The following is a 19507-nucleotide window of genomic DNA, read 5'->3' as shown; positions in this document are numbered from 1 at the left end:
GCCTCCACGTTGGCGCCGCCCCCGCCCTCCCACCGCCGGCGCGGCGCCAACGTGGAGGCAACCCGCCAGATGCATGTGATCGTCATCGGCGCCGGCGCGATCGGCGTCTGTTCCGCCTGGTACCTGCGGCAGGCCGGTTTCGACGTGACCGTGCTGGAGCGCCGTGGCGCGCCCGCGCAGGAAACCAGCTTTGGCAACGCCGGCATGATCGCGCCCGGCTACGTCACGCCGTGGGCCGCGCCGGGCATGCCCGGCAAGGTGCTGCGCACGCTGTTCGCGCGCGAGGCGCCAGTGGTGTTTCGTCCTTGCGCCGATCCCGCCATGTGGCGCTGGATCGCGCGCTGGCTGCGCGAATGCAAGCTGGAGCGTTACCGCGCCAACAAGATGCGCATGCAGCGGCTGGCGTTCTACAGCCGCGCCTGCCTGCACCGGCTGCGCAGCGAGCTGGAGATCGACTACGAGCAGTCGCAGGGCTACCTGCAGCTGTTCCGCACCGCGCGCGACCTCGACCTGGCCGCGCCGGCCGTGGCGCTGCTGCGCGAGAACAATGTCCCGCACCAGTTGGTCAGCGCGCAGGAATGCCGCCGCATCGAGCCGGGCCTGGCCGCCGACACGCCGCTGGCCGGCGGGCTGCATCTTCCTGAAGACGAGTCCGGCAACTGCCCGATGTTCGTGCGCGCGCTGCACCGGCATGCCGAAGCGGCGGGAGTATCGTTCCGCTTCGATACGCAGGTGACCCGGATCCGCCCTGACCAGGCGGGCAAGCTGCAGGTGGAACTTGCGCCTGACGCCAGCCATGGCGCCGCCCCGGTGTTGAGCGCGGATCGGGTACTGGTTGCCGCCGGCGCCGACAGCACCGCGTTGCTGCGCCCGCTGGGCCTGCGCGTGCCGCTGTATCCGGTCAAGGGCTACTCCGTCACGGTGATGATCCGCGACGAACTGCAGGCGCCGCTGGGCGCGCTGATGGACGAGTCGTACAAGATCGCGATTACGCGCCTGGGTAACCGCATGCGCGTGGCGGGCACCGCCGAGCTGGGCTCGCGCAGGCTTGACCTGCGCCCCGCTGCGTTGCGCACGCTGATCAAGGTTGCCCGCGACTGGTTCCCGGTCGCCGGCAACTACCAGGAAGCCACCCAATGGGCCGGCGCGCGGCCGATGCTGCCGGACGGCCCGCCGCTGATCGGTCCCACCGCCGTGCCCGGCCTGTTCCTCAACCTGGGCCATGGCTCGACGGGCTGGGCGATGAGCTGCGGATCGGGCAAGATTGTGGCTGACCAGATTGCGGCGAGTGCCGCTACCAGTGCACCGGCCGGGCCCGACATCGACATGGAAGGCCTGCTGCCGGACCGCTACGGACTCGGGCCCGCCCGATAACGCCCGACAGGCCAGCCATGAATCACCCTGACCCCTCCGCCACCGCGCCGCAAGACCCTGACGACGGCTGGTTTGCCCTGGACGCCGCGTCGCCCACGCCCGTTCCCCTCTACGACTGCCCCGGCATCCGTCACATCGAGAACGCCGCGTTCGCGCGACTGCCCTCGTTCACGCTGATGGCGCGCGCAGGCGGCACGGCCGCACGCTGGCTGGCGCACCATGCACCGGACGGTCCGCTGCTGTTTCTGGCGGGCCCCGGCAACAACGGCGGCGACGCGGTGGTGGCGGCCACGCAACTGCACGGCGCCGGCCGCGTGGTGCAGGTATGGCTGCTCGCCGATCCTGACCGCTTGCCCGCCGATGCCACGACCGCCTGGCAGCAGGCCCAGGCAGCCGGCGTGCCGGTGCGCGTGGTGACGACCATGGACACCTCGCATGACGTTGCATGGCCGGCGGACACCGCCGCAATCGTCGACGGCCTGCTCGGCATCGGCCTGAACCGGCCGGCCACCGGCGCCATGGCGTGGTGGATCGAGCAGGTCAACCGCAGCGCGCTGCCGGTGTTTGCCATGGATATCCCCAGCGGCCTGTTTGCCGACACCGGCGCCGGTGAGCCAGCCATCCGTGCGGACCGGACGCTGACCTTTATCGCCGCCAAGCCCGGCCTGCTGACGCTGGACGGGCGCGATTGCGCCGGCCCGGTCGATATCGCCCCGGTTGGCCTCGACTATCCCCCGGCCGAAGCGCCGGCTGCGCTGGCCAACAGCCCGGCCTTGTTCGGTGCGGCGCTGCCGCGGCGCCGCCATGCCAGCAACAAGGGCGCGCATGGCTCGCTGGCGCTCATTGGCGGCAATCTCGGCATGACCGGGGCGCCGCTGCTGGGCGCGCGCGCGGCGCAGCTCCTGGGCGCGGGCAAGGTGCATATCGGCTTTCTGGCGCAGCCGGCACCGCTGATCGACCCCGTGCATCCCGAACTGATGCTGCATCCGCTCGACAGCCTGCCGCTGTCGTCGATGACGGCGCTGGTGATCGGGCCCGGCATGGGCACCGACGCCACCGCCCAGCGCCATTTCGCGCGGCTGCTGCTGGCGGCGCCGTTGCCGCTGGTGCTGGATGCCGATGCGCTGAACCTGCTGGCCGCCGACCCCGCGCTGGCGGGCGCACTGGCCGCCAGCGGCGTGCGCTGCGTGATGACGCCGCATCCTTTGGAGGCCGCGCGGCTGATCGGCGCACCCGTCGCGGAGGTGCAGCAAGACCGCCTTGGTGTCGCCGCCGCACTGGCGGCGCAGTGGCAGGCCGTGGTGGTGCTGAAGGGATCGGGCACCGTGATCGCGGCACCCGACGGCGGCGCCTGCATGGTGAACCCGACCGGCAACGCGGCACTGGCCAGCGCCGGTACCGGCGACGTGCTGGCCGGCATGCTGGGCGCGCTGCTGGCGCAAGGCATGCCCCCGCTGGCCGCGGCGCAAGCGGCGGTGTGGATCCACGGCCGTGCCGCCGACGAACTGGTGGCGCAAGGCATCGGGCCGGCAGGCGTCACGGCGAGCGAGCTGTATGCGCCGGCGCGATCGGTCTTCAACCGCTTGCTGTCCGGGGCCGGCGCATGACGCGCGGGCGTGCAGCTGGTCATTGGCCAATGGGTCCTCAGCAGCGGCCACGCTGATCGGGTACCTGGCATTCGGCCAGTTGCCGAAATGGACCACCGCAGGTGGCATCGGCATCATCTGACTGGGTGGCCTGCGTCGCCGGCGGCGAGCCGGTGCTGCGCGGTGTGTTGCCAGCCGGCTGAGTGCCTGGCGCCGTCAGACAATGTCCGATACTTGGCTGGCACGCGGCCTGCTATGTTGCAAGTGGTAACGATATGGCGGCGCCCGCACGCCGGCTGCCTGTATCGCTGACGATATACTTGCGAGACTGCGACGCGGCTCGCGCCCTGCAACTTCCTTGTCCCGCATGCCTACCGACCTTCAAGCCTGGAACGCCCTGTTGCGGCACCATGACACCATTCGCGATGCACAGATGCGCGAGTGGTTCGACGGCGAAGGCGCGCAACGCGTCTCGCAATTCTCTCTGGAAGCCGCCGGCCTCTATCTCGATTATTCGAAGAACCGCATCACGCCGGAGACCATGCGGCTGCTGGTGCAGCTCGCCGCCGAAGCCGGCGTGCCCCGGCGGCGCGACGCGATGTTCGCCGGCGAACATATCAACACCACCGAGGACCGCGCGGCGCTGCATGTGGCGCTGCGCGCCACCGCCGGCGCCGGCTACAAGGTCGACGGCGAGCAGGTCATGCCAGCCATCCAGAAGGTGCTGGCGCGCATGCGCGACTTCTCGGAACGCGTGCGCAGCGGCGCCTGGAAGGGCGCGACCGGCGAGCGCATCACCGATGTCATCAATATCGGCATTGGCGGCTCCGACCTCGGTCCGCGCATGGTGTGCCGTGCGTTGTCGCATCTGGCCGATGCCGATGGCCATCATGGCCCGCGCATGCATTTCGTCTCCAACGTCGACGGCACTGACCTTGCCGAGACGCTGGTGCGGCTCGACCCGCAGCGCACGCTGGTGATCGTCTGCTCCAAGACCTTCACCACGCTGGAGACCATGGCCAATGCGCGCAGCGCGCGCGCGTGGTTCGTTGCCAACGGCGTGGCCGAAGGCGACCTCGCCAAGCACTTCGTCGCGGTCTCGACCAATACCGACGCGGTGCGCGAGTTCGGCATCGACCCGGCCAATATGTTCGAGTTCTGGGACTGGATCGGCGGGCGCTTTTCGCTATGGTCGTCGGTCGGGCTGTCGATCACGCTGGCGGTGGGCTTCAACGCCTTTGCCGACCTGCTCGCGGGCGCGCGCGCGATGGACGAGCATTTCCGCACCGCGCCGCTGGAACGCAATATGCCGGTGATCCTGGGCATGCTGGGTATCTGGTACCGCAACTTCTGGCACCTGCCAACGAGCTGCATGGCGCCCTACTCCACTTCGCTGGAGTTGTTCCCGGCGTTCCTGCAGCAGCTGGAGATGGAAAGCAACGGCAAGTCGGTGCAGCTCGACGGCCAGCGCGTGCGCACGCATACCTCGCCGGTGGTGTGGGGCACGGCGGGCACCAACGGCCAGCACGCCTACTTCCAGCAGATCCACCAGGGCTCGCTGGTGGTGCCGGTGGATTTCGTCGCGCCGCTGGTGCCGCCGCGCCGGCTGCCGGGCCATCACGCCAAGCTGCTGGCCAACTGCTTCGCGCAGGCCGAGGCACTGATGCGCGGGCGCAGTGCCGATGAGCTGCGCGCCGCCGGGCTCACCGACGAGGTGCGCATCGCGCATATGGTGTTCGATGGCAACCGCCCCAGCAACACGCTGCTGATGGAGGACCTGACGCCGCACGTGCTGGGCGCGCTGATCGCGCTGTACGAGCACCGTACCTTCGTGCAGGGCGTGGTCTGGAAGATCAATTCGTTCGACCAGTGGGGCGTGGAGCTGGGCAAGATCCTGGCCCGGCCGATCGAGGCCGAACTGGCCGGCGACGCCGCCGGCCAGCACGATGCATCGACCACCGCACTGATCGCGCGCGCCCGCGCGGTGCTGAAGGCCGGCGCCGCGAGTTAGTCGGTCAGACTTCCGCGCCCATCCATTCGTCGCTGGCCACACGGCCGGCGTCGATGGTCAGGATGCGGGCACAGCGCGCCGCCACCGAGCGGTCGTGCGTGACCAGCACCAGCGTTGAGCCGGCATCGCGGTTCAGCTCGAACATCAGCGCGATCACCGCTTCGCCGGTGGCGGTATCGAGGCTGCCGGTGGGCTCATCGGCAAACAGGATGTCCGGGCGCGCCACGAAGGCGCGCGCCAGCGCCACGCGCTGCTGCTCGCCGCCGGACAGCGTGCGCGGGTAGTGCCCCAGCCGCGCGCCCAGGCCCACGCGCTGCAGCATATCCACCGCGCGTTCGCGCACCTGCGAGGTTTCGCCGCGCAGCTCCAGCGGCAGCATCACGTTTTCCAGCGCGGTCAGGTGGCCAACGAGCTGGAACGACTGGAACACAAAGCCGACATGGCGGCCGCGCAGCGCGGCGCGTTGGTCTTCGTCGAGCGCGAACAGGTCCTGGCCCTGCAGGTGCACGGTGCCCGCGCTGGGCAGGTCCAGGCCGGCCAGCAGGCCCAGCAGCGTCGACTTGCCGGACCCGGATGCCCCCACGATGGCAAGCGTTTCGCCCGGCGTGACGGAAAAGGTCACGTCGTGCAAAATCGTCAGCGAACCTGTCGTGTCGGCAACGGTCTTTCCGAGAGACTCGACGGCAAGAATGGAAGAGGACATGGATATAGGGATCCGAGGCAAATGGCGCAGGCTGCTGCTGGCAGGCTGCATGGCACTGACGATGTCGGGGGCGGCACGGGCCGCCGCGCCGGCGCTGCTGGTGCTGGGCGACAGCCTGTCCGCCGAGTACGGCATCGCGCGCGGCGCGGGCTGGGTCACGCTCCTGCAAGACCGGCTGCGGCAGGAGCGCTTCGATTATAGCGTCGTCAATGCCAGCATCAGCGGCGAGACCACCGTCGGCGGCAAGACCCGGCTGCCGGAGCTGCTGTCGCGGCACCGCCCCGCCATCGTCGTGGTGGAGCTTGGCGCCAACGACGCGCTGCGCGGCCTGTCGCTGCAGGCCACCGAAGCCAACCTGCGCAATATCGTCACCACCGCGCAGAAGGCCGGCGCCGGCGTGCTGCTGATCGGCATGCGCATCCCGCCCAACTATGGCCAGGATTACACCGAAAAGTTCGTGTCGCTGTATCCGAAGCTGGCCAGCGAGTACAAGGTGCGGCTGGTGCCGTTCTTCCTGGATCAGGTGATCACGCGGCAGGACTGGTTCCAGCCGGACCGCATCCACCCGACCGCGGCGGCGCAGCCGGCGCTGCTTGAGACGGTGTGGCCGCAGCTTAAGCCGATGTTGAAGCGTGGCAAATAGGTGCCTGACAACCGAAGCGAAGCCAACGGTTTTGGGTGCTCCAACGCCGCCCGAACTAGCCTGAGCAAGGTGTTCTCCCTCTCCCCTCAGGGGAGAGGGGTGGGCTAGCAAGGAACCACATCAAGCGGGGCCAACGGTTTTAATCCACCACCCTCGGCCTTTGAAACGCCTGCCCTCTCCCCCAGCCCCTCTCCCGCAAGCGGGAGAGGGGAGCAAACCGCCGCAAGCAGTTTGCGTGCAGGCAGCGTATGGGCTTACTCCGCCCCCTGCCCCTGCGAAGTCCCCACCGGCGTCAGCATCTTCACCTTCGACCGCGTCTTCAGGCTTTCATAGAACGCCTGCAGGTCAGTCTGTCCGGCGAGCTGCGAAAGCTGCTGGGCCTCGGCCTGGCGTTGCGCCGGGTTGGCCTGCGCCGGCTGGCTCACCTTGGTGATGCGGTAGATCGCATAGCCCTCTGCACCCAGGTCCACACCGACCACCGCCGGCAGCTTGGCAGCATCGGCACGCATCACCGCTTCCACGGCCTTGGGCGGGACGCCTTCGGCCTTGGCGCGCGACACGGTCTGCACCGCGCCGAACCCGGCGGCGCTGTCGGCCTTCTTCAGCGCCTCGAGCCGCGCTTCGCCATCCTTGCGCGCCAGTTCGGCGGCCTGCTGGGCGATATAGCCTTCACGCACCTTGGCCTCGACTTCCTCGTACTTGCGCACGGCCGACGGACGGTATTCGACGATGCGGGCGGCCACCAGCGTATTGGGCGCGACCTGGACGGCTTCGGTATTGCGCTTCTTCTGGATCGACTCGTCGCTGAACAGTGCCTTCAGCACCTTCTCGTTATTGAGCGGGTTCTGCGCGCCCAGCGCCGGGTTCGGCTGGCGCGTCACGTTGTCGGCGGTCTGGATGGTCAGCTTGAACTTGTCGGCGGCGGTCTTGAGGCTGTCGGCCTGTTCGTAGACGGTGTTGCCAAAGGCATCGGCCTGCTCGGCAAACTTCTTGTCGGCGAGCTGCTTGCGCAGTTCGGCTTCCAGCTCGGTGTGCACGGCCTCGAGCGGTCGGGTTTCCGACGCCTTGATGCCGGTCAGCTTGATGATGTGGTAGCCATAGTCGGTTTCCACCACGTCGCTGATCTGGCCATCCTTGAGCGCGTACATCGCGTCCTCGAACGGCTTGACCAGCGCACCGCGGCCCATGAAGCCGAGGTCGCCGCCCTTCTCTGCCGAGCCCGGATCCTGCGACTGCTTCTTCGCCACGTCGGCAAAGGTCTCCGGATGCTTGCGCACTTCTTCCAGCAGCTTGGCAGCCTTGTCCTTGGCGGCCTGGCGTTCAGCGGCCGGCGCGTCCTTCGGCGACACGATCAGGATATGGCTGGCGCGGCGCTGCTCATCGGTGCGAAAGCGCGCGATATTGCTTTCGTAGTACGACTTCAGCTCTTCCGGCGTGACCGTCTGCGCCGCGGCCAGTGCTTCGCCCGACAACACCAGGTATTCCACCCTGGCCTGCTCCGGCACCGAGAATTCCGCCTTGTGGCTGTCGTAGTAGCCTTTCAGCGCGGCGGCATCGGGCTGCACCTTGGCGGTGTAGCTGGCCGGCTTGATCAGCAGCACCTGCACGTCGCGCTGCTGGTCACGCACGGCGATCAGGCGATCCAGCAGCGACTTGGGCACGAACGCGGTCGCGGCGACCGAAGCGCCCAGTTGCTGCGTGGCCAGCTCGAAGCGCATGCGGGCATCGAACTGCTCCGGCGTCATGCCCTGCGACTGCAGCAGCTGCAGGTAGGCCTTGTCGTCGACCTTGCCGTCCGCCTTGCGCGGAAGCTGCGCGATCGCCGGCAGGCTGTTGATCTCTTCAAGCAGCTTGGCGTCCGACACGGTCAGGTGCTCGCGCTGCACCGCACTGGCCATCACGCGCTGCAGGATCAGTTGATCGAGCACGGCCTTGCGTGCTTCAGGACCCTCGAACTGGCGTGCGTCGTAGCTGGCGCCCAGGATCTGGCGCGCGCGCTCGCTCTGGTCGCGGACCACGTTGTCGATTTCCTGCACGCTGATGGCGCGGCCATCGACCTTGGCGGCATCGTGCGAGCTGTCCATGAAGCGCGAGTAGCTCTCCACGCCGAAGAACACGAACGACGGGAAAACTAGCACCAGCAGCAGCAAAAGCATCAGGCGCCGGTTGTTGCGTACGAAATCAAGCATGCGGATTCGGGTAGTGGATTGGCACGAAAGACAAACTCCACGATTCTAGCAGGAGCCGGTGCGGGCGCACCCTTTGTGCAGGCCGGGGAACATGCCGGGCAAATGAAAACGCCCGCTGACGCGGGCGTTCTTTAAAACTTGGCGGAGTGGACGGGACTCGAACCCGCGACCCCCGGCGTGACAGGCCGGTATTCTAACCGACTGAACTACCACTCCTGTGTCGGCGCTTGCTGCCAGCGTTGTGCCGCGCTTGCGATGGGGAGCAGTGGTGGGTGCTGAGGGGCTCGAACCCCCGACCTACGCCTTGTAAGGGCGCCGCTCTACCAACTGAGCTAAGCACCCGCTCGACCATCGCAGGCTGGCCGCCTGCAACTTGCTTGTCGCTCCACACCTCGCGGCAGATGCCGTGGTTTGCGTTGCGAGGGCGCAAGTGTAATACAGGTGATTTCGGTTTGCCAAGGCCTGTGCATACAAAAAAACGCCGCCGGGCATCGCTGCCCTGCGGCGTTTTCTTCATGCGGCTGAGCCGGCGTCAGTGATGCAGACGCTCGACCTTGGCCGTGGCCTTGTCCGCCACTTCGGAGGGCTTGGCATCTTCCTCCGGCAACGCCTCGGGCTTGCGCTCGAGCGCCAGTTCCAGCACCTTGTCGATCCAGCGGACCGGCACGATCTCGATGGCGTTCTTCACGTTGTCGGGGATCTCGGCCAGATCCTTGACGTTTTCCTCCGGGATCAGCACCAGCTTGATGCCGCCCCGGTGGGCCGCCAGCAGCTTTTCCTTCAGGCCGCCGATCGGCAGCACCTCGCCGCGCAGCGTGATCTCGCCGGTCATGGCCACATCCGCGCGCACCGGGATGCCGGTCAGCACCGACACCAGCGCCGTGGTCATGGCACCGCCTGCCGACGGACCGTCCTTGGGCGTGGCGCCTTCAGGCACGTGGATATGGATGTCGCGCTTCTCGAACATCTCATCCGTAATGCCCAGGCGGCGTGCCCGCGAACGCACCACCGAACGTGCGGCCTCGACCGACTCCTTCATCACATCGCCCAGCGAGCCGGTGCGCGTGATGTTGCCCTTGCCCGGCATGATCGCGGCCTCGATGGTCAGCAGGTCGCCGCCCACCTCGGTCCACGCCAGCCCGGTCACCTGGCCCACCTGGTTTTCCTTGCCGGCCAGGCCGAAGTCGTACTTGCGCACGCCCAGGAATTTGTCCAGGTTCTCGGAATCGACCTTGATCGTGCCCGCCTCCTTCTTCAGCAGCAGCAGCTTGACCACCTTGCGGGCGATCTTGGACACCTCGCGTTCCAGCGAACGCACACCCGCTTCACGCGTGTAATAGCGGATGATGTCGCGGATCGCGCTTTCGGCAACCTCGATCTCGCCTGCCTTCAGACCATTGTTCTTGATCTGCTTGGGCAGCAGGTAGCGCTGGGCGATATTGACCTTCTCGTCCTCGGTGTAACCCGACAGGCGGATCACTTCCATGCGGTCGAGCAGCGGCGGCGGGATGTTCAGCGAGTTCGACGTCGCCACGAACATCACGTCGGACAGGTCGAAGTCCACTTCGATGTAGTGGTCCTGGAACGTGTGGTTCTGTTCCGGGTCCAGCACCTCGAGCAGCGCTGACGACGGATCGCCGCGGAAGTCCGCGCCCATCTTGTCGATCTCGTCGAGCAGGAAGAGCGGATTGCGCACGCCGACCTTGGACAGGCTCTGCAGGATCTTGCCTGGCATCGAGCCGATGTAGGTACGGCGGTGGCCGCGGATCTCGGCCTCGTCGCGCACGCCACCCAGTGCCATGCGCACGAACTTGCGGTTCGTCGCGCGCGCCACCGACTGGCCGAGCGAAGTCTTGCCCACGCCGGGGGGGCCAACCAGGCACAGGATCGGCGCCTTCAGCTTGTCCACGCGCTGCTGCACTGCAAGGTATTCCAGGATACGTTCCTTGACCTTCTCAAGACCGTAGTGGTCCTCTTCCAGCACGCGCTCGGCATTGGCCAGGTCATTGTTGACCTTGCTCTTCTTGCGCCACGGCAAGTTCACCAGCGTGTCGATGTAGTTGCGCACGACGGTGGCTTCGGCCGACATCGGCGACATCAGCTTGAGCTTCTTGAATTCGGCGTCGGCCTTCTTCTTGGCTTCCTTCGGCATGCGCGCAGCCTTGATGCGCTTGTCGAGTTCTTCCAGGTCGGCGCCTTCTTCGCCCTCGCCCAGTTCCTTCTGGATGGCCTTGACCTGCTCGTTCAGGTAGTACTCGCGCTGGCTCTTCTCCATCTGGCGCTTGACGCGGCCACGGATGCGCTTTTCCACCTGGAGAATGTCGATCTCGCCCTCGAGCTGCGACAGCAGGCTTTCCAGGCGCTCGGTCACATTGACCATCTCCAGGATCTTCTGCTTCTGCTCGAGCTTGATCGGCAGGTGCGCGGCGATGGTGTCCGCCAGGCGGCCTGCCTCGTCGATGCCCGACAGCGAGGTCAGGATCTCCGGCGGGATCTTCTTGTTGAGCTTCACGTACTGGTCGAACTGCGACACGATCGCGCGGCGCAGGGCCTCGGTCTCGGCGCTTTCGCCAGGTGCGAGGGGCACGGGCACGGCTTCGCACATGAAGTGCGATTCGTCCTCGCTCACCTCGCGGATATTGGCACGCTGCGTGCCCTCGACCAGCACCTTCACGGTACCGTCGGGCAGCTTCAGCATTTGCAGGATGTTGGCGATGCAGCCGACCTCGTACAGGTCGTCGGCAGTCGGCTCATCTTTGGCCGCCGTCTTCTGGGCCACGAGCATGATGCTCTTGCCCGCCTCCATCGCAGTCTCAAGCGCCTTGATGGACTTCGGGCGTCCCACGAACAGCGGGATCACCATGTGCGGAAACACCACCACGTCGCGCAGCGGCAACAGTGGGAGGTGAATCGGCTCGGCCGGGAGGAGTTGTGTTCCGGACATCATTTTCCCCAAGTCAGTCTATTAAGGCGTAGGTTGGGCCGCCCGAATCGATTACAAGATACATGCCAATCGATTCGACAAGGCAGACAGATGCCGCTCCCTGCACTTGCAGGCCCCTCTGAAACAGCATACCCGCGTTTTCTCCTTCTCGTCGGTCGAAATAAAGAAAAAAAGCCGCTCGCTTCTACGCGAACGGCCTTTTCGCCAAGCTGCCGGTGTGGTCTCTATCACTTACCACCCTGGCAGCCCTCGCGTCAGTTAGACCCTGCCACTTTGGGCTGCTGCTCCTCGTACATCAGCAGCGGCGGCGCATCACCGTTGATCGTATTTTCATCGATCACCACCTTTTGCACGCCCTTGTAATTAGGCAGGTCATACATGACGTCCATCAGCGATTGTTCAAGGATCGAACGCAAGCCGCGGGCGCCGGTCTTGCGTCGGATCGCCTTGCGGGCAATCGCCGACAGCGCGCCGGGACGGATTTCCAGTTCGACCCCTTCCATCGCCAGCAGCTTCTGGTACTGCTTGACCAGTGCGTTCTTGGGCTCGACCAGGATCTGCACCAGCGCGGTCTCGTCCAGCTTGGACAGCGTGGCGACCACCGGCAGGCGGCCAATCAGCTCGGGGATCAGGCCGAACTTGATCAGGTCTTCCGGCTCGGTCTGCGGCAGCACCTCGCTGACGTCGCGCTCTTCCTTGCTCTTGACCTGCGCGGCAAAGCCGATGCCGGTCTTGTCCGAGCGCTGCATGATGACCTTTTCCAGGCCGTCGAACGCACCACCGCAGATAAACAGGATGTTGGTCGTGTCGACCTGCAGGAAGTCCTGGTTCGGATGCTTGCGGCCACCCTGCGGCGGCACCGAGGCCATCGTGCCCTCGATCAGCTTCAGCAGGGCCTGCTGCACGCCCTCGCCCGACACGTCGCGCGTGATCGACGGGTTGTCGGACTTGCGCGAGATCTTGTCGATCTCATCGATGTACACGATGCCGCGCTGCGCCTTCTCGACCTCGTAGTTGCAGTTCTGCAGCAGCTTCTGGATGATGTTCTCGACATCCTCGCCCACGTAGCCGGCTTCGGTCAGCGTGGTCGCGTCGGCGATCACGAACGGCACGTTGAGCAGGCGCGCCAGCGTCTGCGCGAGCAGCGTCTTGCCCGAGCCGGTCGGCCCGATCAGCAGGATGTTGCTCTTGGACAGCTCGACATCGTCCTTCTTGCCGAGGTGCTTCAGGCGCTTGTAGTGGTTGTAGACCGCGACGGCCAGGATCTTCTTGGCCTGCTCCTGGCCGATCACATACTGGTCCAGGCTTTCGCGGATTTCGTGGGGCGTGGGGAGGTCGGAGCGCGCGGTCGCGGCGGCGTCTTTCTCGGATGCCGTGGCCTCGTCGCGAATGATCTCGTTGCACAGGTCGATGCATTCGTCGCAAATGAACACCGACGGGCCCGCGATCAGCTTCTTCACCTCATGCTGGCTCTTGCCGCAGAAGGAGCAGTAGAGAAGCTTTTCGCTGGATGAACCTTTTTTGTCCGCCATAGGAATCAGTCACTTTTGCAGTGCGCACACCGCGGGGCGACAGGCTCCTCGGCAATACGCTTCAAACGGATCATACGCCAAAACAATTGGCACCACCGGCGGTTCCCCCCGGCTGTGGGGCAAAAGCAAAAAACGAGGCACGAGGCCTCGTTCCGGTGTAGCCTTCGCCATTTGGGGCAATGCCGCGACGCCCGGCCGCCCGCTTGACGCGGATCGTCCGGCACACCGTGGCGGCCGCCGCGGCTCGCGTCCCGGCGGCCATCGGCATCAGCCTCGGCGGGCGATGACCTTGTCGACCAGACCGTAGTCCACCGCCTGGTCGCCGCTCATGAAGTTGTCGCGATCGGTATCGCGCGCAATCTTCTCGACCGGCTGTCCGGTCACTTCCGACAGGATGGTGTTGAGCCGCTCGCGCAGGTACAGGATCTCGCGCGCCTGGATCTCGATATCCGAGGCCTGGCCGCGCGCGCCGCCCAGCGGCTGGTGGATCATGATGCGCGAGTTGGGCAGCGCGAAGCGCTTGCCCTTGGCGCCGGCCGCCAGCAGGAAGGCGCCCATGCTCGCCGCCATGCCCATGCAAAGCGTGGACACGTCCGGCTTGATGAACTGCATGGTGTCGTAGATCGCCAACCCGGCCGACACGGAACCGCCCGGCGAGTTGATGTAAAGCGACACGTCCTTGTCGGGGTTCTCGCTCTCGAGGAACAGCAGCTGTGCCACCACCAGGTTGGCGGTCTGGTCGTTGACCTCGCCCACCATGAACACCACGCGCTCCTTCAGCAGGCGCGAGTAAATGTCATAGGCGCGCTCGCCCCGGCCGGACTGCTCGACGACCATCGGCACCAGCCCCAGGCCCTGGGTGTCCAGTGCCGAAGCCTGCGTGGTGGCGAGACGGTCAAGCAAATCATTGCGGGTCATGCATGTTCTCCATGGATTCGTCGGATCGCAAGGCAATCCGGGTAACTCGGGAAGCTGCGCCGCCCCCGCGTCGTGGCGCGGGGCTGCGGATCACTTCCGGCCTCAGGCTTGCTGCGGGTTGCCTTCGGCGGTGAGTTCCTCGAAGGACACCTTCTTCTCGGTGACCTTGGCCTTGTCGCACACGAAATTTACCACGTTGTTTTCGAGCACGTAGGCTTCCATTTCCGCCAGGCGCTGCTGGTCGCCGTAGTACCAGCGCATGACTTCCTTCGGGTCCTCGTAGCTCTTGGCGAAGTCCTCGATCTCGGCCTTGATCTGGTCAGCCTTGGCTTCCAGGCCGTTGGCCTTGACGATCTCGGCCAGGATCAGGCCCAGCTTGACGCGGCGCTCGGCCTGCTGCGCGAACATCTCGGCCGGGATCGGCATGTCCTTGGCGTTGGGCATGCCACGCTGCTCCAGGTCGCGGCGGGCCATTTCGACCAGGCGCTCCTGGTCCTGCTCGATCAGTGCCTTGGGCACGTCGAGCTCGCTCGCCTTCAGCAGCGCTTCCATGACCTGGTCCTTCAGCATGGCGTGCGTGCGGCGCTTCACTTCGCGCTCGAGGTTTTCGCGGATGTCGGCGCGCATCTTGTCGACGCTGCCGTCGGCGATGCCCAGCGACTTGGCGAAGGCTTCATTGACTTCCGGCAGGTGCGCCCACTCGATCTTCTTCATGGTCACGGTGAACTCGGCGGTCTTGCCGGCGACTTCCTTGCCGTGATAGTCGGCCGGGAAGGCCAGCGGGAAGGTCTTGCTTTCGCCGACCTTCAGGCCCAGCGCGGCCTGCTCGAACTCGGGCAGCATGCGGCCTTCGCCCAGCACGAACGGGAAGTCCTCGGCCTTGCCGCCGGCGAACTCTTCACCGTCGATCTTGCCGACGAAGTCCAGCGTCACGCGGTCGCCGTTCTGCGCCGCGACGTCGGCACCGCCGTCGCCATGCTCGCCGGCTTCGCCGCGGGCGTGGTAATGAACGCGCTGCTTGCGCAGGATGTCGATGGTCTTGTCGACTTCGGCATCGGTGATTTCAGTGGTGGTGCGGGTGACTTCGGCAGCCGACAGGTCACCGATCGTCACTACCGGGTACACCTCGAAGGTGGCGTCGAACGCGACTTCGTCCTCGCCCACGCCTTCGGTCTTGATCTCGAACTTGGGCTGGCCGGCGACCTTGACGTCCTGTTCCTTGGTGATATCGAAGAACTTGCGCGCGGCCTTGTCGAAGCGCACTTCGAACTCGACCTGCTGGCCGTACTGCTTCTCGACCATCTTCATCGGCACCTTGCCCGGACGGAAGCCCGACATCTTCACGGTCTTCGACAGGCGAACCAGGCGCTCCTGCTTTTCCTTCTCGACTTCAGCCTTGGGGATGGCCAGGGTCACCTTGCGGTCCAGCTTGCCGAGGTTCTCAATCACGTTCGACATGGTCGTAGATCCAATCCAGAAATGTAGTTGTGTTCGTAGGTGCTACTGCTTGCGCGCGTCGTGTGCCGGCACTGAACGCACCGGCGCACGGAAAGCTCCGCGCAAACGGAAAACGGGGATTATCGCACGGTTTTCATTCGCTTCCGGCGTTTTTGCCCGCAACGGACCACTGAGTGGCCTGGAACGCCCCAACCGCTATCCGGCCTGCCCGTGGCGTAGCGCGCGCAGCAGCAGGCGCGCCGGATCGACCGCATCGGCCAGATCCGACTCCAGCGGCAGCGGCTCACCCTCGATCTGGCTGGCCAGCAGCTCGCCACCCAGTGCGGCCCAGGTGAGGCCGCGCGACCCATACGCAAGGGCCGCGTACAGGCCGGGCAGGCGCGGCAAGTCGCGCAGATGGGCGCCACGCAGCGATGCGGCCTGCGCCAGCGCCGTCGCCTCATCCGGCACCTGGCCGATCAGAGGCAGCCGGTTGTGCGATACCGTGCGCACGCCCACATAGCCGGTGAGCGTATCTGGGTGGATGCCGGCGACCGCACCGGCCTGCCGTGGCAGCAGTGCGGCCAGGCGATGCAAGTTGGCCGCATGGACTTCAGCGCGTTCGACCAGCGGGCCTTCATCGGCATCGTAACTGGAGCCGACGCGGCCGGTGCCGTCATCGGCACGCGGCAACAGGTAGCCCGCGCCGGTGACCACGCAGTCGGGCCAAGTGCCAAGCGCATCGACCTGCGCCGCGGGCAGCGTGGTGAGCTGGCCGCGCACGCGCCGCATGGTCCAGTGCTGCGGCGGCAGCAGTTGCTGCGCTTCATGCGCACTGGCCAGCACGAGAACGGGCGCCGACGTCAGCACCGCACCGTCCGCGCCGATCGCCTGCCAGTGCTCGCCGACCCGCGCGATCGACGCGACCCTGCAACCATACCGCGCCGTGACCGCGTCCCCTGCCCGCGCGAGCTGCGCCGCGCACACGTCGGGCGGCGCGACCCAGCCGCCGGCGGGGAACCACAGTCCGCCGCGCGGCACGCCTGCGCCATGGCTCGACGCCGCTTCTTCCGCGCTCATCCAGCGCACGAAGGATTCCGGCAGGCCCATCGCCGCCAACGCGGCGCGCTGGGCTTCGCCCTCGGCCTCGTCCTCGCCGATCTGCAGCACGCCGCAGCCGTGCCAGCCCACCGGCTGCCCGGCGTTGGCCAGCGCCGCCCAGGCGCGCAGCGCATATTGGTTGCCGGCGCGCGACAGCCGCGACAGCAGGCTGTCGTCGGCGGACAGGTGCGCATGCATCGCCGCCGCACGATGCGCCGAGGTCTGCCGCGCCGGCCCCTCATGGGCATCGAACAAGGTCACGCGCCAGCCGCGCGCGGCCAGCCGTTCCGTCACCGCGCAGCCGGCCAGCCCGGCGCCGATCACGATGGCGTGACGCTCAGGCCATTGCGCTGCCAGCGGCGGCGCGTGGCGGCGCGACTTCCATTGCGGACGGAAATGCGCCACCGTCATGTCACGCTTGCCGCCAAAGCCGGGCACCTTGCTGACCTCGAAGCCGACTTCCTTCAGGCCGCGCCGCACAAAGCCCGCGGCCGTGTACGTGGCCAGCGAGGCGCCCGGCCGCGCCAGCCGCGCCAGCCCGCGGAACACCGCCGGCGACCACATATCCGCATTGCGCGCCGGCGAGAAGCCATCCAGGTAGAAGGCATCGGCACCGGCCACCAGCCGCGGCAGCATCTGCTCGACATCGCCCAGCGCCAGCGTCAGCACCACGCGCCCGTCGTCGAAAGCCAGCCGGTGCAGTCCCGGCAAGGCGTCGGGCCATTGCGCCTGCAGTGTCTGCGCCAGCGGTGCGAGGCTCTCCAGTCCGCTATGCAACTGCGCCAGCCCGTCGCGCGTGAACGGATGCTTTTCGATCGACACGAAATGCAGCGTGCCGCAGCGCTGCGGATCGTCGCGCCAGGCCTGCCAGGTGGCGAGGAAATTCAGTCCCTGGCCAAAGCCGGTCTCGACGATGACGAACTGGCGCTGGCCCGCCCACGCCTGCGGCAGTGCGTTGCGGCCGAGGAAGACATGGGCGGCCTGCGCCAGACCGCCTTCGGTGCTGTGATAGACGTCGTCGTAGCGCGGGGAATACGGGGTGCCTTCGGCGGACAGGATGGGCTCGGCGGGCTCGAGTGCGCGCGGCATGGGATACGGAAGCAAAATGCCCCGGCGGATTCGCCCGGGCGTGGAGGGGGCAACTCGCGGCGGATGGTAGCATAGCGACCTTCCCGCAGACCGCACCGCCCTGCCCTTGACTGGCGCCGCCAGGCGCCCCGCTCCACATGCTCAGCTACCGTCACGCCTTCCATGCCGGCAACCATGCCGATGTCCTCAAACACGCCGTCGTGGTGCAACTGCTCGAGCACCTGACGCAGAAGGACAAGGCGTTCTGGTATATCGACACGCACGCCGGCGCCGGCCTCTACGCGCTGGACCATGCCTATGCGCAGAAGAAGGCCGAGTTCGAGACCGGGATCGCGCCGCTGTGGCGTGCCGCCGCCAGCGGCACCGCGCTGCCGCCGATGCTCGACGAGTACCTGGACCAGGTTCGCGCGCTGAACGCCGACGGCAACCTGCGCCACTACCCCGGCTCGCCGTGGCTGGCCTGGCAGATGCTGCGCGAGCAGGACCGGCTGCGCTTGTTCGAGCTGCACAGCACCGAGATCCAGGTGCTGCGCGACAACTTCCGCGGCGCCGGCCGCCGCGTGATGCTGTATGACGGCGACGGCTTCGGCGGCATCAAGGCGATCCTGCCGCCGCCGCCGCGGCGCGCGCTGGTGCTGGTCGATCCTTCGTATGAAGACAAGCAGGACTACGCCCGCACCGTGCAGACCATCCGCGATGGCCTGGAGCGCTTTGCCACCGGCGTCTACGCGGTCTGGTATCCGCAGGTGCAGCGGCGCGAATCGCTGCAGCTGCCGGTGCAACTGAAGGGCCTGCCGCTGAAGAGCTGGCTGCACGTGGCGCTGACGGTCAGGCATCCGGTCGAGGGCGGCCTCGGGCTGCACGGCAGCGGCATGTTTATCGTCAACCCGCCGTGGCGACTGAAGGAATCGCTGCAGCAGGCGATGCCGGTGCTAGTGGACCTGCTCGGGCAGGACGGCGGCGCGAAGTTCACGCTGGAAGCCGAGGAGAGCTGAAGCTCTCCTTGCCTCTCCTTCCCTCTCCTTGCCTACGGCGCCAGGTGCCCGCGCCGCGCCAGGCTGCGTGCCAGCCAGTCCAGCGCGCAGCCGGCCGCCACGCCCAGGCTGTCGGCCAGCAGGTCGAGCCAGTCGGCCTCTCGGTACGGGGTCAGCCCCTGCAGCAGCTCGATCAGCCCGCCATACGCCACCAGCGCCAGCAGCACCGCCCACCCATGGCCGGCGTAGGCGCGCCGTCCCAGCACCCCCAGCGCGACGAACGCCAGCATATGATTGGCCTTGTCCCAGCCGGTGGTCGGCAGGGGCTGGCTCGGCGGCATCAGCGACAGCATCAGCACGGCCGCCGCGCAGCCCCAGAACAGCAGGCGCCAGCGAAAGGAAGTCAGGGTCGGGACAGGGAGCAGTGGCATTGGACTTGGGCGCGGCGCTCACGGCGCCGCCTTCGGTGAGCCGTCAATATATATCCCCCGCATGCGATCCGGGCAGGACTGGATTCCCGCGACGCCTTGCGCTACAATCCGCAGCTCGTTGCGCTGCAGGCATGGGTCGACCCGACACCGGCGCCGGCAGCCGCGGACAGAAGAAAGGCGGGCAGTTCCAGCCGCCTTTTTTGCTTTCCTGTCCGGCGCACGCAGCGAACATCGCGGCCGCCCCCCGGGCAGCGCCGCAAGGACCGCGAGGGTGGCGAAATTGGTAGACGCACCAGGTTTAGGTCCTGACGCCAGCAATGGTGTAGGGGTTCGAGTCCCCTCCCTCGCACCACCCGCCCTTCCTGTGGCGGGCTGACCACATCCCCCCGTATTGCCATTTCCCCAGCGCCACGGTCTGGTCGCGCGCTTTCCGCCCGCGGTATCATGCTGCCGTCCGTATCGATATTCGATATGTCCGTATATTGGTGCAATATCCAGTCATCGTGGTGCGGCCATCCCGCCGATGGTGCCCTGACCTGCCCCCGCCGCCTGCCAGATTTGCCCTCACACCATGC

At 66.9% G+C, this 19507-nt stretch carries 13 protein-coding genes and 3 tRNA genes; 6 read left to right on the top strand and 10 right to left on the bottom strand.

The features are described from left to right. Positions 1-69: 69 nt before the first annotated feature. The 3 genes from AB1I47_RS30925 to pgi all read left to right on the top strand — a co-directional run bounded on the left by AB1I47_RS30925 (position 70) and on the right by pgi (position 4971). Positions 70-1374 carry a D-amino acid dehydrogenase gene (locus AB1I47_RS30925; protein ID WP_354687479.1) on the top strand — a complete coding sequence of 435 codons (1305 nt, stop codon included), beginning with the start codon at positions 70-72 and terminating at the stop codon, positions 1372-1374. Between the two features lie 17 nt (positions 1375-1391). Beyond that, positions 1392-2981 carry an NAD(P)H-hydrate dehydratase gene (locus tag AB1I47_RS30920; RefSeq protein WP_354687478.1) on the top strand — a complete coding sequence of 530 codons (1590 nt, stop codon included), beginning with the start codon at positions 1392-1394 and terminating at the stop codon, positions 2979-2981. Between the two features lie 346 nt (positions 2982-3327). After that, a complete protein-coding gene (pgi, locus tag AB1I47_RS30915) occupies positions 3328-4971 on the top strand; it encodes a glucose-6-phosphate isomerase (protein ID WP_354687477.1) in 1644 nt (547 codons plus the stop codon). Between the two features lie 4 nt (positions 4972-4975). On the opposite strand, the gene AB1I47_RS30910 is transcribed toward pgi, so the two are convergent. Next, complete coding sequence (locus AB1I47_RS30910) at positions 4976-5674, bottom strand: ABC transporter ATP-binding protein (RefSeq protein WP_354687476.1); 699 nt, start codon at positions 5672-5674, stop codon at positions 4976-4978. Here AB1I47_RS30910 and AB1I47_RS30905 point away from each other — a divergent pair. After that, the gene (locus AB1I47_RS30905; RefSeq protein ID WP_354687475.1) at positions 5673-6317 is read left to right on the top strand and encodes an arylesterase; all 645 of its coding nucleotides are present in this window, start codon (positions 5673-5675) and stop codon (positions 6315-6317) included. The genes AB1I47_RS30910 and AB1I47_RS30905 overlap by 2 nt on opposite strands. Before the next feature lie 254 nt (positions 6318-6571). Here the strand turns inward: AB1I47_RS30905 and AB1I47_RS30900 are convergent, their stop codons facing one another. The 8 genes from AB1I47_RS30900 to mnmC form a co-directional block, all read right to left on the bottom strand. Beyond that, a complete protein-coding gene (locus AB1I47_RS30900; protein WP_354687474.1) occupies positions 6572-8506 on the bottom strand; it encodes a SurA N-terminal domain-containing protein in 1935 nt (644 codons plus the stop codon). A 139-nt stretch (positions 8507-8645) separates the two neighbouring features. Continuing rightward, positions 8646-8722 (bottom strand) — tRNA-Asp (locus tag AB1I47_RS30895). Positions 8723-8772: 50 nt separating this feature from the next. Further along, a tRNA-Val gene (locus tag AB1I47_RS30890) sits at positions 8773-8848 on the bottom strand. A gap of 190 nt (positions 8849-9038) precedes the next feature. Further along, positions 9039-11450 (bottom strand): endopeptidase La, encoded by a 2412-nt coding sequence (gene lon, locus AB1I47_RS30885; protein WP_354687473.1) that lies wholly within the window; start codon positions 11448-11450, stop codon positions 9039-9041. Between the two features lie 254 nt (positions 11451-11704). Beyond that, on the bottom strand, positions 11705-12982 hold the full coding sequence (gene clpX / locus AB1I47_RS30880) for an ATP-dependent Clp protease ATP-binding subunit ClpX (protein WP_354687472.1): 1278 nt from the start codon (positions 12980-12982) through the stop codon (positions 11705-11707). A gap of 267 nt (positions 12983-13249) precedes the next feature. Next, on the bottom strand, positions 13250-13900 hold the full coding sequence (gene clpP, locus AB1I47_RS30875; protein WP_022534552.1) for an ATP-dependent Clp endopeptidase proteolytic subunit ClpP: 651 nt from the start codon (positions 13898-13900) through the stop codon (positions 13250-13252). Between the two features lie 102 nt (positions 13901-14002). Beyond that, positions 14003-15358 (bottom strand): trigger factor, encoded by a 1356-nt coding sequence (gene tig, locus AB1I47_RS30870; protein ID WP_354687471.1) that lies wholly within the window; start codon positions 15356-15358, stop codon positions 14003-14005. A gap of 195 nt (positions 15359-15553) precedes the next feature. Further along, positions 15554-17527 (bottom strand): bifunctional tRNA (5-methylaminomethyl-2-thiouridine)(34)-methyltransferase MnmC2/FAD-dependent 5-carboxymethylaminomethyl-2-thiouridine(34) oxidoreductase MnmC1, encoded by a 1974-nt coding sequence (mnmC, locus tag AB1I47_RS30865; protein ID WP_354687470.1) that lies wholly within the window; start codon positions 17525-17527, stop codon positions 15554-15556. Between the two features lie 137 nt (positions 17528-17664). Here mnmC and AB1I47_RS30860 point away from each other — a divergent pair, with 137 nt between their 5' ends. Beyond that, positions 17665-18522 (top strand): 23S rRNA (adenine(2030)-N(6))-methyltransferase RlmJ, encoded by an 858-nt coding sequence (locus AB1I47_RS30860; RefSeq protein ID WP_354687469.1) that lies wholly within the window; start codon positions 17665-17667, stop codon positions 18520-18522. A gap of 32 nt (positions 18523-18554) precedes the next feature. On the opposite strand, the gene AB1I47_RS30855 is transcribed toward AB1I47_RS30860, so the two are convergent. After that, positions 18555-18932 carry a VanZ family protein gene (locus tag AB1I47_RS30855; RefSeq protein WP_354687468.1) on the bottom strand — a complete coding sequence of 126 codons (378 nt, stop codon included), beginning with the start codon at positions 18930-18932 and terminating at the stop codon, positions 18555-18557. A gap of 265 nt (positions 18933-19197) precedes the next feature. Between AB1I47_RS30855 and AB1I47_RS30850 the strand changes: the two genes are divergently transcribed. Continuing rightward, a tRNA-Leu gene (locus tag AB1I47_RS30850) sits at positions 19198-19284 on the top strand. The last annotated feature ends 223 nt before the right edge of the window (positions 19285-19507 follow it).

It is taken from the genome of Cupriavidus necator, from assembly GCF_040578825.1.
GTDB lineage: Bacteria > Pseudomonadota > Gammaproteobacteria > Burkholderiales > Burkholderiaceae > Cupriavidus > Cupriavidus necator_E.
The sequence above is the reverse complement of the archived record's forward strand: the minus strand, read 5'-3'. Positions and strand labels throughout refer to the sequence as shown.